16 protein-coding genes are annotated in these 16585 nt (G+C 70.3%); all 16 read left to right on the forward strand.

The genetic code is table 11. The annotated features are described in order from the left end of the window. Window positions 1-8 precede the first annotated feature (8 nt). The 16 genes from fliF (at window position 9) to flhA (ending at window position 16567) form a co-directional block, all read left to right on the forward strand. Window positions 9-1733, forward strand: a complete 1725-nt coding sequence (gene fliF, locus CSC65_RS10545) for a flagellar basal-body MS-ring/collar protein FliF (protein ID WP_162410531.1) — start codon at window positions 9-11, stop codon at window positions 1731-1733. Next, the gene (fliG, locus tag CSC65_RS10550) at window positions 1720-2739 is read left to right on the forward strand and encodes a flagellar motor switch protein FliG (RefSeq protein WP_162410532.1); all 1020 of its coding nucleotides are present in this window, start codon (window positions 1720-1722) and stop codon (window positions 2737-2739) included. Before fliF ends, fliG begins: the two co-directional genes overlap by 14 nt. Then, the gene (locus tag CSC65_RS10555) at window positions 2736-3353 is read left to right on the forward strand and encodes a FliH/SctL family protein (RefSeq protein ID WP_162410533.1); all 618 of its coding nucleotides are present in this window, start codon (window positions 2736-2738) and stop codon (window positions 3351-3353) included. Before fliG ends, CSC65_RS10555 begins: the two co-directional genes overlap by 4 nt. Continuing rightward, a complete protein-coding gene (locus CSC65_RS10560; protein WP_162410534.1) occupies window positions 3350-4783 on the forward strand; it encodes a FliI/YscN family ATPase in 1434 nt (477 codons plus the stop codon). The genes CSC65_RS10555 and CSC65_RS10560 overlap by 4 nt, the downstream gene beginning before the upstream one ends. Next, a complete protein-coding gene (gene fliJ / locus CSC65_RS10565) occupies window positions 4780-5238 on the forward strand; it encodes a flagellar export protein FliJ (protein WP_162410535.1) in 459 nt (152 codons plus the stop codon). Before CSC65_RS10560 ends, fliJ begins: the two co-directional genes overlap by 4 nt. Window positions 5239-5249: 11 nt before the next feature. Beyond that, on the forward strand, window positions 5250-6362 hold the full coding sequence (locus CSC65_RS10570; RefSeq protein ID WP_238390353.1) for a flagellar hook-length control protein FliK: 1113 nt from the start codon (window positions 5250-5252) through the stop codon (window positions 6360-6362). Between the two features lie 240 nt (window positions 6363-6602). Then, window positions 6603-7133 carry a flagellar basal body-associated FliL family protein gene (locus CSC65_RS10575; RefSeq protein WP_162410536.1) on the forward strand — a complete coding sequence of 177 codons (531 nt, stop codon included), beginning with the start codon at window positions 6603-6605 and terminating at the stop codon, window positions 7131-7133. A 16-nt stretch (window positions 7134-7149) separates the two neighbouring features. Beyond that, window positions 7150-8169: a flagellar motor switch protein FliM gene (gene fliM, locus CSC65_RS10580; protein WP_162410537.1), complete on the forward strand. Its 1020-nt coding sequence runs from the start codon at window positions 7150-7152 to the stop codon at window positions 8167-8169. A 59-nt stretch (window positions 8170-8228) separates the two neighbouring features. Beyond that, complete coding sequence (fliN, locus tag CSC65_RS10585) at window positions 8229-8504, forward strand: flagellar motor switch protein FliN (RefSeq protein WP_238390360.1); 276 nt, start codon at window positions 8229-8231, stop codon at window positions 8502-8504. A gap of 8 nt (window positions 8505-8512) precedes the next feature. Beyond that, a complete protein-coding gene (gene fliO, locus CSC65_RS10590; RefSeq protein WP_238390361.1) occupies window positions 8513-8914 on the forward strand; it encodes a flagellar biosynthetic protein FliO in 402 nt (133 codons plus the stop codon). Window position 8915: 1 nt separating this feature from the next. Then, window positions 8916-9692, forward strand: a complete 777-nt coding sequence (gene fliP, locus CSC65_RS10595; protein ID WP_162410539.1) for a flagellar type III secretion system pore protein FliP — start codon at window positions 8916-8918, stop codon at window positions 9690-9692. 2 nt (window positions 9693-9694) lie between these two features. Beyond that, a complete protein-coding gene (locus CSC65_RS10600) occupies window positions 9695-9964 on the forward strand; it encodes a flagellar biosynthetic protein FliQ (protein ID WP_162410540.1) in 270 nt (89 codons plus the stop codon). Window positions 9965-9981: 17 nt separating this feature from the next. Further along, on the forward strand, window positions 9982-10776 hold the full coding sequence (gene fliR / locus CSC65_RS10605; RefSeq protein ID WP_162410541.1) for a flagellar biosynthetic protein FliR: 795 nt from the start codon (window positions 9982-9984) through the stop codon (window positions 10774-10776). Between the two features lie 201 nt (window positions 10777-10977). Then, a complete protein-coding gene (locus tag CSC65_RS10610; protein ID WP_162410542.1) occupies window positions 10978-13182 on the forward strand; it encodes an EAL domain-containing protein in 2205 nt (734 codons plus the stop codon). Window positions 13183-13322: 140 nt separating this feature from the next. Further along, complete coding sequence (gene flhB, locus CSC65_RS10615) at window positions 13323-14477, forward strand: flagellar biosynthesis protein FlhB (RefSeq protein WP_162410543.1); 1155 nt, start codon at window positions 13323-13325, stop codon at window positions 14475-14477. Between the two features lie 23 nt (window positions 14478-14500). After that, entirely contained in the window at window positions 14501-16567 is a 2067-nt protein-coding gene (gene flhA / locus CSC65_RS10620; protein WP_425501348.1) for a flagellar biosynthesis protein FlhA, read from the forward strand. Window positions 16568-16585: the final 18 nt, after the last annotated feature.

Here is a 16585-nt window from a genome sequence, read left to right on the forward strand (position 1 = left end):
GGACCGCGATGGCGCTTTCGATATCCAGGGAATCACTGAACCGCGAGCAGGCCGCCGAGAAGGCCGCCTCGGCCGTGGTCAAGCTCCAGGAAATGCAGCTGGGCCGCAAGGCCGGCACGCTGGCGATGATCGCGCTGGCGGTCGCCGCCGGCCTGTACGTGTTCTTCTGGTCGCAGAAGCCCGACTACAGCCCGCTCTATACCGGCCTGGACCCCAAGGCCACCGCCGAGGCGGCCGACCTGCTGCGTGCCGCGCAGATCCCGTTCAAGCTCGACCAGGCCAGCGGCGCGATCTCGGTGCCCGAGCAGAACCTGCACGACGCGCGACTGAAGCTTGCCGGATCCGGCCTGGCCGAGAGCGGCCGCCTGGGCTTCGAGCTGATGGAGCGCGACCCGGGTTTCGGCGTGAGCCAGTTCGTCGAGAACGCGCGCTACCAGCACGCGCTGGAGACCGAGCTGGTCCGCACCATCGCCACGCTGCGCCCGGTGCGCGACGCACGCGTGCACCTGGCCATCCCCAAGCCGTCGGCGTTCACCCGCCAGCGCGAGGCCGCCAGCGCCTCGGTGGTCCTCGAACTGCGTTCGGGCGCCCTGCTCGAGCGCAACCAGGTCGATGCGATCGTGCACCTGGTGTCCTCGTCGATCCCCGACCTGTCCCCCGAGCGGGTCACCGTGGTCGACCAGAACGGCCGCCTGCTCAGCAGCAATGGCGGCGACAGCGAATCGGCGCTCAGCGCCGCCCAGTTCGAGCAGGTCCGTCGCCAGGAAACGTCCTACAACCAGCGCATCCGCGAGCTGCTCGAACCGCTGACCGGGCCGGGCCGGGTCAACGCCGAGGTCACCGTGGACATGGACTTCTCGGTCACCGAGGAAGCGCGCGAACTGTTCAACGGCGAGCCGGCCAAGCTGCGCAGCGAGCAGGTCAGCGAGAACAGCTCCGCCGCCGAGGGCCCGCAGGGCATCCCCGGCGCGACCAGCAATACCCCCCCCGGCGCGAATGCTCCGGTCGCCGCCGGCGCCGCCAACCCTGCCGATCCGGCTGCGGCCGCTCCGGCCAATGCCACCGTCGCCGCGGCCGGTCCGACCGAAAGCTCGCGCAGCGCCACCCGCAACTTCGAACTGGACCGCACCCTGCAGCACACCCGCCAGCCGGCGGGCCGGATCCGCCGGATCACCGCCGCGATCTTGGTCGATCACGTGCCGCGCCCCGGCAAGGACGGCAAGACCACGCTGCAGGCGATGGACGCCGAAGAGGTCAAGCGGGTCGAGGAACTGGTCCGCCAGGCGGTGGGCTTCGATGCCGCGCGCGGTGACGTGGTCTCGGTGGTCAATGCCGCGTTCGTACGCGAAGACGCCGATGCCATCGAGCCGCCCAAATGGTGGGAAGACCCGCGCGTGCGCGATGCCCTGCGCCTGGTGCTCGGTGCGCTGGTGGTGCTGGCCCTGCTGTTCGGCGTGCTGCGCCCGGCGCTGCGCCAGATCGCCGGTCCGGCGCCGAAGGCGCGCAACCGCCAGGACCTGGCCGAGGAAACCGCCGAGGTGTCCCTGGTCGACGACGACATGCCGGCGCTGGCCAACGACACCGCGCACATCGGCCACGCGCGCCAGCAGACGATCGCGCTGGCCTCCGATGCCTACGAGGACCGGCTGCGCAACGCGCGCGAAGCGGTCAAGTCCGACTCCAAGCGGGTCGCCCAGGTGGTGAGGGAGTGGGTGGGCAATGAAGCAACCTAACGCCACCGAAGAACTCAATGGCGTGCAGCGCGCCGCGGTGCTGCTGCTGTCGCTGGGCGAGAACGACGCGGCCGAGGTACTCAAGCACATGGGCGCCAAGGAAGTGCAGAAGCTGGGCCTGGCGATGGCGACCATGAGCGGCGTCACCCGCGACCAGGTACTGCGGGTGATGGACGACTTCGACGGCGCGCTGGACAAGCAGACCTCGGTGGGCGTGGGCGCCGACGACTACATCCGCAACGTGCTGATCCAGGCGCTGGGCGCCGACAAGGCCGGCAGCCTGATCGACCGCATCCTGCTCGGCCGCAACACCACCGGCCTGGACACGCTGAAGTGGATGGACTCGCGCGCGATCTCCGACCTGGTCCGCAACGAGCATCCGCAGATCATCGCGATCGTGCTCTCGCACCTGGACGGCGACCACGCCGCCGACACGCTCAAGCTGCTGCCCGAGCGCACCCGCGCCGACGTGCTCCTGCGCATCGCCACCCTGGACGGCATCCCGCCCAACGCGCTCAACGAACTCAACGAGATCATGGAGCGCCAGTTCTCCGGCAACCAGAACCTGAAATCCTCCAACATCGGCGGGGTCAAGGTCGCGGCCAACATCCTCAACTACCTGGAAACCGGCCAGGACCAGTCGATCCTCGGCGCGATTTCGCAGGTGGACGCCGAGTTGAGCCAGCGCATCCAGGACCTGATGTTCGTGTTCGACGACCTGGTCGAACTGGACGACCGCGAACTGCAGACCCTGTTGCGCGAAGTCTCGGGCGAACGCCTGGGCATCGCCCTGCGCGGCGCCGACGTCAAGGTGCGCGAGAAGATCACCCGCAACATGTCCCAGCGCGCCGCCGAGATCCTGCTCGAGGACATGGAGGCACGCGGACCGGTGCGCCTGTCCGACGTGGAAGGCGCGCAGAAGGAAATCCTGACCATCGTGCGGCGCCTGGCCGACGAAGGCGTGGTCAGCCTCGGCGGCGCCGGCGGCGGCGAGGAGCTGGTATGAGCGCGGTGGTGCGCTGGCTGGCCCCGGACCTGGATGCGACGCCCGCCGCCGCGATCGATGCGCCCGGCGACATGCCGCTGCCGCGGCCGCCGAGCCTGGAAGAGGTCCAGTCCATCGAGGAGGCCGCGCGCCGTGACGGCTACGAAGCCGGGCTGGCGCTGGGCCACCAGGAGGGATTCGCCCAGGGCCAGGCCGAAGTGCGCCGCCTGACCGCGCAGATCGAAGGCATCCTCGACAACTTCTCCCGCCCCCTCGCCCGCCTCGAGGACGAGGTCACCGCGGCGCTCGGTGAGCTGGCCGTGCGCATCGCCGGCAGCCTGGTCGGTCGGGCCTATGGCGCCGACCCGGTGCTGCTCTCGGACCTGGTCGGCGAAGCACTCGACGCGGTCGGCGGCACCAGCCGCGACGTCGAGGTGCGCCTGCACCCGGACGACATCCACGCACTGGCCCCGCTGCTGGCCCTGGTCAGCGGCGCGCGCCTGGTGCCCGACCCGACCCTGGGCCGCGGCGACCTGCGCGTGCACGCCGAAGCGGTGCGCATCGACGGCACCCTGGAAGCCCGCCTGCGCGGCGCGCTGGAAAGCGTGATCCACAAGGCCGGAGCGCGCGCATGACGCCGCAATCCAGTCCCGCCTCCCCCGCTCCGGCCGTCGCCGGCGCCGTGCCGGCCGACTGGCTGGCGGCACGCAACCTGCGCCTGGCCACGCGCCTGGAAACGATCGCGCTGGATCCGTCCAGCGGTCGCGGCCTGATCCGCGAAGGCATCCTGCGCCGCGCCATCGGACTGACCCTCGAGGCGACCGGCTGCGAGGCACCGATGGGCGCGACCTGCAAGGTCGAAGTCGCCGATGGCGGCTGGGTCGAAGCGGAGGTCGTCGGTTTCGCCGGCGAACGCACCTCGCTGATGCCCAGCGCCGAACTGCATGGCCTGCTGCCGAACGCGCGGGTGGTCCCGGTCCGTCGCCGCGGCGGCGTGGAAGTCGGCGAGGGCCTGCTCGGCCGGGTGATCGATTCCGACGGCGTGCCGCTGGACGGCCGCGGCCCGATCCGCGCCGAAGGCAGCGTCGGCATGGCCGGCGTCTCGATCAATCCGCTGGCGCGCGAACCGATCATCCAGCCGCTGGACGTGGGCGTGCGCGCGATCAATGCACTGCTGCCGATCGGCCGCGGCCAGCGCGTGGGCCTGTTCGCGGGCTCGGGCGTGGGCAAGTCGACGTTGCTGGGAATGATGACCCGCTACACCGCCGCCGACGTGATCGTCGTAGGCCTGATCGGCGAACGTGGCCGCGAAGTGCGCGATTTCGTCGAGACCACCCTGGGCGAGGAAGGCCTGCGCCGCGCCGTGGTCGTGGCCGCACCGGCCGATCGCCCGCCGCTGGCGCGGCTGCATGGCGCCTATCGCGCCACCGCCATCGCCGAGTGGTTCCGCGACCAGGGCCTGAACGTGCTGCTGCTGATGGATTCGCTCACCCGCTTCGCCCAGGCCCAGCGCGAGATCGGCCTGTCGGTGGGCGAGCCGCCGACCACCCGCGGCTATCCGCCGTCGGTGTTCGCCAAGCTGCCGGCCCTGGTCGAGCGCGCCGGCAATGGCGCCGCCGGCCGCGGTTCGATCACCGCGTTCTACACCGTGCTCACCGAAGGCGACGATCCGCAGGATCCGATCGCCGACGCGGCGCGCGCGATCCTCGATGGCCACATCCTGCTGTCGCGGCGGATCGCCGATGCCGGCCTGTATCCGGCCATCGACGTGGAGTCCTCGGTCAGCCGCGTCGTGCAGGACATCGCCGACGACACCTGGCGCGCACGGATCCGCGCGCTCAAGCGCCTGGTCTCCGCCTACAACAGCAACCGCGACCTGATCGCCATCGGCGCCTACCAGCGCGGCGGCGATCCGGTGGTGGACGAGGCCCTGGACCGCTGGCCGGAAATCGTCGAGTTCCTCGGCCAGGACGTGGCCCGGGCCGCGGACCTGCACCACAGCCGCGACGCGCTGGCCGCCCTGCTTGAGCCCGGCCTGCTGCACAAGAAGGAGAACGTCGCATGATGCAGTCCCGCCGCTTCGACCCGCTGCTGCGCCGCGCGCAGGAGCACGAAGACACCGTGGCCCGCGACCTGGCCGAGCGCCAGCGCGCGCACGAGCTGCAGGAATCGCGGCTGGCCGAACTGCGCCGTTACGCCGACGAGTACGCCTCCAGCCAGATGGCCGCGATCAGCCCGGCGCAACTGGCCAACCGCCGCGCCTTCCTGGACCGGCTCGAGAGCGCGGTGGAACAGCAGAGCCGCACCGTGGACCACAGCCGCGAGAACGTGGACGCCGAGCGCGCCCGCCTGCTCCTGGCCAGCCGCGACAAGCAGGTGCTCGAGCAGCTGTCGGCCAGCTACCGGGCGCAGGAGCGCAAGGTCGACGAACGCCGCAGCCAGCGCGAGATGGACGACCTCGGCGCACGACGCGTCCGCGCGGCCCAGCAGGCCGGCGATGCGGAAGGGGAATCGCGTTGAATCCATCGGCCTTGGCCAGCGCAGTTTCGTCCGCGCCACAGCCCGGTTCGGCAGGCAAGCAGGCGGGCATTTCTGCAGGTGACGCCCGCGAGGGCGAGGACTTTTCGCGCATGCTCGACGGCGGCGCACCGGCGGGATCGGGCGAGGCCGCGCAGGCCCCCGGCCGCCGGGCGGAATCCGGTGGCCGCGACAGCGCCCAGCCGCGCGCATCGAAGACGCAAGAAGCCGCGTCGGCGCGCGACGTTGAAAGCACCCCGGCGCCCACTGCGAGCGCCGCCAGCGGGGACGCCCTTGAACGGGTGCCGGCGGACGAGCCCACTACCGCCCCCGCAGCCGCCTGGCCGCCGCCGGGCCTGGCCAGCCTGCTCGCGCCGGGTCTTGCGCCGACGCCTACACCGCCACCGACGACGCCCACGCCCACGCCCACGCCGACGAGCGCGATGGCCGCGCCGTTCCCGCATGCAAGCGCTGCCAGCACCGCGGCGATGACTGCCAGCGGGGGACTGGCCGTCGGCACCGCGGATGCCGCCGCCGATGCAGCGGCCACCCCGGCAGCGGCCGATACGCTGGCCACTTTGCTGCAACCGGTCGCCGATGCCGGTGCCGACACCACGCCGAACGCAGGCGTAAGCGCCTTCCCGCTGGCGATGGCCTCACCTGCGACGGCTACGCAGGCCTCGCCCACGCCGCCGCTGTCGACGCCCCCCAATGCGCCGACGCCGCAGCTGCACGGTGCAGCCTTCGCCGATGACGTCGGTACCCACGTGCAATGGCTGGCCGGGCAGAAGATCGGCCACGCGCACATCCGCATTTCGCCCCAGGACCTCGGACCGGTGGAGATCCGCCTGCAGCTGGACGGCGACCGGATCAGCGCCGACTTCAGCAGTGCCCAGCCGGAAGTGCGACAGGCCCTGGAGAACGGCCTGCCGCGATTGCGCGAAATGCTCGGGCAGAACGGCTTCCAGCTGGCCCATGCCGGCGTGGGCCAGCAGTCGCAGCAGGACGGCAGCGGACAGGGCAATGGCTCCCGTGGTGGTGGCGCAAGCGGCGGGACGGATGACGGCCCTGCCACCCCGCCCCCGGTACGACAGGTCGCCCGCGGCCTGCTTGACGCCTACGCCTGATCCAGGCGCAGGCACCAATCCCGGGACTACACCGTCCCTGTAGGAGCGGGCACGACCGCGACACCGAGCCCATCGGAACCACGACGACGACGCCCAGGCCAACGGCGTCGGTGTCGCGGTCATGCCCGCTCCTACGAAAACCAGGCATCACGGTACGCAGGGACCCACGCGCCGGTTTCCCGCCGGAGCCACGGCACGCCGCTTGCATCCTGACCGGGGCAACCCTCAGGAGATCGACGCGTGGCCACAGCTGCCGACAAGAATTCCCGCGCCACGGCCCAGAAAGGCGCCGCGCACGCCACCAAGGCCGGCAGCAAGCTGCCGCTGATCATCAGCGCTGTCGCGGTCCTGGCCGCCGCTGGCGCCGGCGGCGGCTGGTACTGGAGTTCGCGCCAGGCCTCCGCTGCCGAGCAGGCCGCCGCCGAAGCGCGCAAGCCCAAGCTGCCCGCGCCCGCCCAGTACCTGGCGCTGGAACCGCCGTTCGTGGTCAACCTCACCGGCGCCAATGCCGGCCCGCAGTACCTGCAGGTCGAGATCCAGCTGATGACCCGCGATCCGGCCGCGCTGGCCCAGCTCGAACGCCATGCCCCCGCGATCCGCGCGCGCCTGCTGATGCTGCTCGCCCAGCAGGATGCGCAGGGCATCGCCGATCGCACCGGCAAGGAGAAGCTGCAGGCGCTGGCCCTGGCTGAAGTGCGCAAGCTGATGCGCGCCGAGACCGGCTCGCCCAGCGTCGAAGAACTGCTGTTCACCAGTTTCGTCACCCAGTAACCGGATCCCGCGCGCCATGAGCATCAACGACCTGCTGTCACAGGACGAGATCGACGCGCTGCTGCATGGCGTGGATTCCGGCGCCGTCAGCACCGAGCCCGAGCCGTTCGATCCCGGCGTCGCCCGGCAGTACGACTTCGCCAGCCAGGACCGGATCATCCGCGGCCGGATGCCGACCCTGGAGATGGTCAACGAGCGCTTCGTGCGGCTGTGGCGGATCGGCCTGTTCAACCTGATCCGGCGCTCGGCCGACCTGTCGGTGCGCGGCATCGAGCTGATCAAGTTCGGCGACTACATGCATTCGCTGTACGTGCCGACCAACCTCAACCTGATCCGCTTCAAGCCGCTGCGCGGCATGGGCCTGATCGTGTTCGAGCCCAAGCTCGTGTTCACCGTGGTGGACAACTTCTTCGGTGGCGACGGCCGCTACCCCACCCGCATCGAAGGCCGCGAGTTCACCCCGACCGAGATGCGGGTGATCCAGCTGCTGCTCAAGCAGACCTTCGCCGACCTGGTCGAGGCCTGGGCGCCGGTGATGAACGTGGAGTTCGAGTACATCAACTCCGAGATCAACCCGCACTTCGCCAACATCGTCACCCCGCGCGAGTACGTGGTGGTCAGCCGCTTCCACGTCGAGCTGGAGGGCGGCGGCGGCGAGATCCACGTGACCCTGCCGTACTCCATGCTCGAGCCGATCCGCGAACTGCTCGACGCCGGCATCCAGAGCGACCGCATCGACCGCGACGAGAGCTGGAACAGCACGCTGCGCGAGCAGCTGATGCTGGCCGAGGTCACCGTCTCCAGCGTGCTGGCGAGCAAGCGCATCGACCTGCGCCAGCTCACCCGGCTCAAGGTCGGCGACATCCTGCCCATCGACCTGCCGCCGAGCGTGCCGGTATGCGTCGAGGACATTCCGGTCTTCACCGGCGAGTTCGGCCTGTCCAACGGCCGCAACGCGGTGAAGATCGTCCAGACCCGCCCGCCCGGCGCCCCGGCGCCGCGCACGCCCGTCAATACCGAGGAAACATCCGCATGAACACCCAGGAAGAATCCGCCACCGCGCTGGCGCAGTTCGACGCGCTGCAGTCCGACAGCATGCTCGACGCGCGCGACCTCAACCTCGACGTGATCCTCGACGTGCCGGTGACCCTGTCGCTGGAAGTGGGCCGCTCGCGCATGCCGATCCGCAACCTGCTCCAGCTCAACCAGGGTTCGGTCATCGAACTGGAGCGCGGCGCAGGCGAACCGCTGGACGTCTACGTCAACGGCACCCTGATCGCGCATGGCGAGGTGGTGGTGATCAACGACCGGTTCGGCGTGCGCCTGACCGACGTGGTCAGCCCGAGCGAGCGGATCCGGAGACTGCGGTGAGCCTCACGCTGTCCACCCTGGCTGCCGCCACGCCGGCCATCGCGAACGCGGCCAAGCCGGCGGCGCAGGCCGCGCCCACCGGCCTGTTCGGCGCGTTCCTGGCGCTGATGCTGGTGCTGGGGCTGATCCTGGGCCTGGCCTGGCTGCTCAGGCGCCTGCCCGGCGCCGGTTTCCGCCCCGCCGAAGGGCTGCGCGTGGTGGCCAGCCTGCAACTGGGATCCAAGGAACGCGCCGTGGTGCTGGACGTGGGCGGTACGCAACTGCTGCTGGGCGTGACCCCGGCCGGCATCACCCGCCTGCACGAACTGGCGCAGCCGCTGCCCGCAGTCGAAGCCCCCAAGCTACCCACCCTGAAAGACCTGCCTGACTTCGCCCAGCTGCTGTCCAAGCGGCTGCGCAAGGACGCCTGACATGCCGCGCCTCCGCCTTTCCCGCGTCCTCATCCTGCTTGCCCTGCTGCTGGTCGCATGCGCGCCGCTGCTGGCGCTGGCCGCGCCCGTCGCGCCGCAGATGCCGACGCTGCCGAACGTGACCGTCGGCCGGATCGGCGATGCGCCGGTCAGCGTGCCATTGCAGACCCTTTTGCTGATGACGGCGATCACCCTGCTGCCGTCGCTGCTGCTGGTGATGACCGCGTTCACCCGGATCATCATCGTGCTGGCCCTGCTGCGCCAGGCGCTGGGCACCGGGCAGACGCCCTCCAACCAGATCCTGGTCGGCCTGGCCCTGTTCCTGACCGCGATGATCATGATGCCGGTGTGGCAGAAGGCCTGGGACCTCGGCTTCGCACCGTACCTCGACGGCCGCATCGATTTCCGTACCGCCTGGGACCTGGGCACATCGCCGCTGCGCGGCTTCATGCTGGCCCAGGTGCGCGAGACCGACCTGATGACCTTCGCCGGCCTGGCCGGGCACGACACCTACAGCGGTCCGGAAGCGGTGCCGTTCCCGGTGCTGGTGGCCTCGTTCGTGACCTCCGAACTGAAGACCGCGTTCGAGATCGGCTTCCTGATCTTCATCCCGTTCGTGATCATCGACCTGGTCGTGGCCAGCGTGCTGATGTCGATGGGCATGATGATGCTGTCGCCGATGCTGATCTCCGCGCCGTTCAAGATCCTGCTGTTCGTGCTGGTCGACGGCTGGGTCCTGACCGTCGGCACCCTGGCCGCCAGCTTCAACGGAGTCTGAGCATGGCCCCCGAACTCGCCCTGACCGAACTGCGCCGCGGCCTGGAAGTTGCGCTCTGGGTCGGTGGCCCGCTGCTGCTGGCGGTGCTGGTGGTCGGTATCGTCGTGGGCGTCATCCAGGCCGCGACCCAGCTCAACGAGCCGACCATCGCGTTCATCGCCAAGGCGGTGACCCTGACCGCGGCACTGTTCGCGCTCGGCAGCTTCCTGCTCGCCTACCTGGTCGACTACACCATCGCGCTGTTCCAGCGCATCCCGCACCTGATCGGCTGACCCGGGCGCGACGCGCGATGGATGCCGCCACCGCCATGCTGATCGATGGCCAGCAAGCCTTCGGCATGCTGGGCACGATCATGTGGACCATGCTGCGCACCGGCGCGATGCTGATGGCCATGCCGCTGATCGGCACGCGCGCGGTGCCGGTGCGCCTGCGCGTGCTGCTGGCCGGCGCGCTGGCGATGGCGATCGCACCGATGCTGCCACCGCCGCCCCAGGCGGGCGGCATCGACGCGGTCACCGTGCTGGGCGTGGCCCGCGAAGTGGCGATGGGCGTGGCGATGGGCTTCGTCCTGAAGCTGGTGTTCGAGGCCGGCGCGCTCGCCGGCGAACTGGTGTCGCAGGGCATGGGCCTGGCCTTCGCGCAGATGAACGATCCGCTGCGCGGCACCAGCTCGGGCGTGGTCGCGCAGTGGTTCTACATCGCGTTCGGGCTGCTGTTCTTCGCCGCCGACGGCCACCTGGCCATGATCGCCTTGCTGGTGCGCAGCTACCAGGTGCTGCCGATCGCCGCGCCCTGGGGCGACACCGGCGCCAGCCTGGGCGTGGTGGTCGAACTGTTCTCGCTGGTCCTGCGCGGCGGCCTGACGCTGGCGCTGCCGGTGATGGTCGCGCTGCTGGCGACCAACCTGGCCTTCGGCGTGCTCGCCCGCGCGGCACCGGCGCTCAACCCGATCCAGCTCGGCCTGCCGGTGGCCGTGCTGACCGGCCTGTTCCTGCTGGCGGTGCTGGTCGGTGAACTGGCCACGCCGGTGCAGGCCCTGTTCGATGCAGCCTGGGCCACCGGCGCCCGCGTCGCCGCTCCCTGAGCCGGGTCAAGATCGCCCGCCACCACGCCGATACCAGCCAGTAGCGCAGCAATCCCATGCGGCGTGGAGGCTCCGCCGATGCACACCCCGTACTGGCGAGGCGCCGGCCTGCGCCGCCCCGGCCCAGGGCATCGGCGGCAACGCTTTCCATTTGCCGATGGCGGCCGCATAGTGCGGTCGGGCACTGACGCAGGGGGCGTCATGCAGCAATGGACCCGGCGCAATACCCGCGACGCGATCCTGATCGCGGCGCTCTGCTTCGGCCTGCCGCTGCTCGCCATTCCCTACTGGCCGGGCTTCGGCACTGGCGCGACCGCCTCGCTGGCCCACCTTCAATGGGGCGTGCTGCTCGCCCTGGCGATGCTCTCGCCGCACAAGCTCTACTTCCGGATCGGCTACCTGTCGCTGTTCCTGGCCTGGTGCGTGCGACTGCTGCTGCGCGAGGACGACAGCGGCACCTGGGAGCTGTTGCTGCGCTCGCTGCCGCTGTATGCGGCGATGTATGGCTGGACCGTACTGTGCGCCCACTGGATGGGTTGGCCGCGCCCGCCCGGAAAGAACAGGATCCGCCAGCGCGACATTGTTCCGTACGGCGCGATCGCGCTGGTGCTCTACCCGCTTGGCTGGGCGCTGGGCCACGAGCTGGTCAACGGCCTGTTCTCCGAAGTCGCACCACCCAACCTCCTCGACCAGACCCTGCAGGTCGGCTTCGCGCGCTTCTTCGGCGTGCTCTGCCTGACGCTGCCGATCGTGCTGTTCTTCACCGGTCGCAACGAGCCTGCGCCGATGCCCAGCCGCATGTTCTGGTGGGAGTGGGTCCTGCTGGGCGGCTATTCCATGTTGCTGACGGCGCTGCTCTGGGCGCTGCCAGGGAGCAGCCAGCATCCCCTCGGCGGCCTGCTCGACCAGCGCTTCATGCTCGCCGCGCTGATGGTCTGGGCGGTGCTGCGCCTGCCCTGGCGCTGGTCGGCGCCGCTGATCGCCGCGGTGACCCTGCTGCTGGTCTACCTGGTCGGCGCCGGCACCCGGGTCGGATTGCGCAGCGATGCCTTGCACCTGCTGCAGATCGGTTTCGAGATGAGCGTGCTGCAGCAGCTCATGGTGCTCACCCAGGTGATCGCGCGCGACAACCGCCGCGCCATCGCCCGGCTGGCCGAGGAAAGCCGTCGCGACGGACTCAGCGGCGTTCCCAACATCAATGCGCTGCGCCACGACCTGACCCACGGCGGGCAACCACCCGCCGAGATCGGCTGCCTGGGCATCGAGCACCTGGACAACCTGATGGCCGGCTACGGCCTGCCGGCGCAGGAAGCGCTTACCGCCTCGATCCACGATTTCCTGCAACCGGACGTGCAGGCCTACACGCTGGGCATGGGCCGCTTCGCGCTGGTGCCGACCCGCGCGGACATGTCGTGGAAGGCGCTGCTGGCCAGGATCGAACAGTTCGAGTTCAACTATGCCGAAGCCCAGGTGCGGATCGAGCCCCACCTGGGGGTGTGCCCGCTGCGCGACGCGAGTGCGCAATCGCTGGAACTGGCGCTGGACGCGTCCTACGGCGCGATGCAGGCCGCGCGCCAGCGTGGCGAGACCGCCCCGTTGTTCGCGACACCCGGGCTCAGCGACCCGGCCGCGCTGCGGGCGATGCTGGAAACCCATTCCCTGGCGCTTTCGCTGCTGCGCCGGCGCAAGATCGAACTGCACGTGCAGCCGATCCGCCGACTGTCCGCGACCACCGCGCAGATGGGCGAGATCCTGTGCCGGCTGCGCAGCGACGACGGGCGCCTGCTGATGCCGCGCGACTACATGGACGAGCTCGACGCCAGCCGCGGCGAGGTCGAACTCGACCGCGCGGTGATCGAGACCCTGCTGACCTGGATGCGCGACAACAGCCACCAGCTGCCGTACCCGCGGCTGACCGTGAACCTGACCGGTCGCAGCCTGGTGTCGGAGAACTTCCGCAACTGGCTGCTGTACCAGCTGGACGTGTTCCCCGGTTGCGCCGAGCGCCTGTGTTTCGAGATCACCGAACGCGCGATCACCGGTGGCCTGGTCCAGGTGCGCCCCTTGCTGGACGGGCTGAGCCAGCGCGGCTGCCTGATCGCGCTCGACGACTTCGGCACTGGCATGCAGAGCTTCGAGCGCCTGCAGCAGTTGCCGATCGACCTGGTCAAGATCGACGGCACCTTCGTGCGCAATGTCGCCAGCAACCCGCGCGACCGCGACCTGGTCCGGGCCATGGTCACCATCGCCCGCGCCTACCAGGCCGAGACGATCGCCGAGTACGTCGAGGATGCCGCGATCCTGGCGGTCCTGGAGGAACTTCAGGTCGACTGGATCCAGGGCTACCACATCGGCCGGCCGCAGCCGCTGGACAGCCTTCCGAGCCTGGCCGGGTCGTCGCCCTGAGCCCGCGGCGCGGCAGCGAGCGGGAGCCGATCTTCACCGGCCTGCATGGGCCTGTCCCGGCGGGGTTCGCGTCGGTTGTGGAACGGGGCTTGCATCGCCTGACCTGATTCCCGGTCCCCACCCCGGGGCAGGAACCGGCGATGTCCGAGAACGAGGACGGCCAGGAGCGCACTGAGCAACCCAGCGAGAAACGGCTGCGCGAGGCCCGCGAAAAGGGAAACCTGCCGCGATCGCGCGAGCTGGCGACCGCCGCGGTGTTCGGCGCCGGGGTGATCGCGCTGCTCAGCTACGGGCCTGCGCTGGCGCATGGCACCCAGGGCTGGCTGCGCGGCGCACTCACTCCGGACCGGGCGCTGCTGCATGCGCCCGAACGCCTGTTCGGGCACATGGGCCTGCTGGTCCTGCAGCTGGTCTGGGTGATGCTGCCGCTGGCGGTCGTGTCGCTGCTCGCCGCATTCGTCGCACCGCTGGTGATGGGCGCCCTGCAGTTTTCCGGCAAGTCGCTCGTGCCCGACCTGAGCCGGCTCAACCCGATGTCCGGGCTCAAGCGCACCTACGGCCCGGAAAGCCTGGCCGAGCTCGCCAAGTCCCTGATGCGCGTCGCATTCGTCGGCACGGCCGCAGGCCTGACCCTGGCCCACGGCATGGACGTGCTGCGCAGCATGCCCAACCAGAGCCTGGAGGAGGCTGCGCGCACCGGCCTGCACTTCGCCGGCCGCCTGCTGCTGGCCACCGCCGGCGCGCTGGCGCTGCTGGCCGCGATCGATGCGCCCTACCAGCGCTGGAACTGGCTGCGGAAGCTGAAGATGACCCGCCAGGAACTTCGCGACGAGGCCAAGCAGAGCGAAGGCAATCCGCAGGTCAAGGGCAAGATCCGGCAGATGCAGTTCCAGCTGTCGCAGCGCCGGATGATGGAAGCGGTGCCTGCCGCCGACGTGATCGTGGTCAACCCGACCCACTACGCGGTGGCGCTCAAGTACGACGGCGACAACATGCGCGCGCCCACGGTCGTGGCGCGGGGCGTGGACGAAGTGGCGCATCGCATCCGCGAAGTGGCCGACCGGCACCGGGTCACGATCGTGTCGGCGCCGCCTCTGGCACGCGCCTTGTATAGGGAGAGCCAGCTCGGCAAGGAAATCCCCGTGAGACTGTACGCCGCTGTCGCCCAGGTCCTGTCCTACGTCTACCAGCTGCGCGCCTGGCGCGCCGGCACCGCGCCCGCCTCGCCGCAGCTGGGCGCCGTGGCCGTGGACGAGTTCCCCGACAACGGAAAGCCGGGCGGTAACCGCCGATGAGCGCCCTGCCCTCGTCCACCCCGATGTCGCGCCGCCTGGTCGAACTGGCCCGCAACGGCCTGGGCGCACCGCTGGTGGTGATCGCCCTGCTGGGCATGATCGTGGTGCCGATGCCGCCGATGCTGCTGGACATGCTGTTCAGCTTCAACATCGCGATCTCGCTGGTGGTGCTGCTGGCGGTGGTCTACGTGCAGCGACCGCTGGACTTCACGATCTTCCCGATCATCCTGCTGACCACGACCATGCTGCGCCTGGCGCTGAACGTGGCCTCCACGCGCGTGATCCTGCTGCATGGCCAGGACGGCCACGAGGCCGCCGGCCAGGTGATCGCCGCGTTCGGCGAATTCGTGGTCGGCGGAAACTACGCGGTCGGAATAGTGGTCTTCGCGATCCTGACCATCATCAACTTCGTGGTCATCACCAAGGGCTCCGGGCGCATCTCCGAGGTGACGGCGCGCTTCATCCTCGACGCCATGCCCGGCAAGCAGATGGCGATCGACGCCGACCTCAACGCCGGCCTGCTGACCCGCGAGGAGGCCAAGGCCCGCCGCGAGGAAGTGCGCGAGGAAGCGGACTTCTACGGCGCGATGGACGGCGCCAGCAAGTTCATCCGCGGCGATGCGATCGCCGGCATCCTGATCCTGTTCGTCAACCTGATCGGTGGCCTGGGCGTGGGCGTGCTCCAGCACGGCATGCCGGTGGCCGACGCGGCGGCGACCTACACCCTGCTTTCGATCGGCGACGGCCTGGTCGCGCAGTTGCCGGCGCTGCTGGTGTCGACCGCCGTGGCCATGCTGGTCACCCGCGCCTCGCGCGCCCAGGACATGGGCCAGGCGATGGTTGGCCAGGCGTTCGGCCAGCACAAGGCGCTGGCCATCGCCGCCGGCATCCTGATCCTGGTCGGCCTGGTCCCGGGCATGCCCAATGCCGCCTTTTTGACACTGGGCGGTGCGCTGGCCTTCGGCGCCTGGAAACTGTGGAAGCGCAGCGAGCAGGGCCAGGACGGCAGCGCCGACGGCGCGGTCGCCGGCGCCTTGCCGGCGCCGGGCCAGTCCAGCGCCGAACTGGACTGGGACGAACTGCGCCCGGTCGATCCGCTCGACCTGGAAGTCGGCTACCGGCTCATCCCGCTGGTGGACAAGGCCCAGGGCGGCGAGCTGATGGCACGGATCAAGGCCGTGCGCCGCAAGCTGACCCACGAGATCGGATTCCTGATCCCGCCGGTGCACATCCGCGACAACCTGGAACTGCCGGCGAACCATTACCGCCTGCTGGTCCACGGCGTGCCGGTGGCCACCGGCGAGATCCATCCCGACCGCGACCTGGCACTGGACCCGGGTGGCGCGCTGGGCGCGATCGACGGGATCAAGGGCAAGGACCCGGCGTTCGGCCTGGATGCGGTGTGGATCCAGCCGCACCAGCGTGCGCAGGCCGAATCGATGGGGTACACCGTCGTGGACCCGGCCACCGTGGTCGCCACCCACCTTTCGCACCTGGTCCGCGAACACGCGCCGGAGCTGCTCGGCCACGAAGAGGTGCAGGAGCTGCTGGCCACCCTGGCCAAGCGTGCGCCGAAGCTGGCCGAAGACCTCAGCCCGAAGACCCTGTCGCTGTCGGTGCTGGTGCGCGTGCTGCAGAACCTGCTGGTCGAGCGCGTGCCGGTCCGCCAGCTGCGCAAGATCGCCGAAGCCCTGGTCGAGCACGGCGCGCACAGCCAGGACCCGGCCGTGCTCACCGCCGCGGTGCGCAACACGCTGGGGCGCTTCATCGTCCAGGAGATCGCCGGTGCCGCGCCGGAGCTGCCGGTGTTCACCCTGGCGGCGCCACTGGAACGGGTCTTGCAGGATTCCGCGCAAGGCGCTTCCGGCGCCGCGCTGGAACCGGGTCTTGCCGAACGGTTGCAACAGAGCCTGGCCGATTGCGCAGGCCGCCAGGAAGCGCGCGGTGAACCGGCGGTGGTGCTGGTGCCAGCCACGGTTCGCGCCGCGCTGGCGCGGCTGGTCCGCCACAGCGTGCCCTCGCTGTCGGTGCTGGCCTACACCGAGGTGCCGGAAGACAAGCGGCTCAAGCTGATCGGCACGATCAGCTGATGCGATGAAGTGAACAGG

The organism is Pseudoxanthomonas daejeonensis (assembly GCF_010093205.1).
GTDB classification, from domain to species: domain Bacteria; phylum Pseudomonadota; class Gammaproteobacteria; order Xanthomonadales; family Xanthomonadaceae; genus Pseudoxanthomonas; species Pseudoxanthomonas daejeonensis.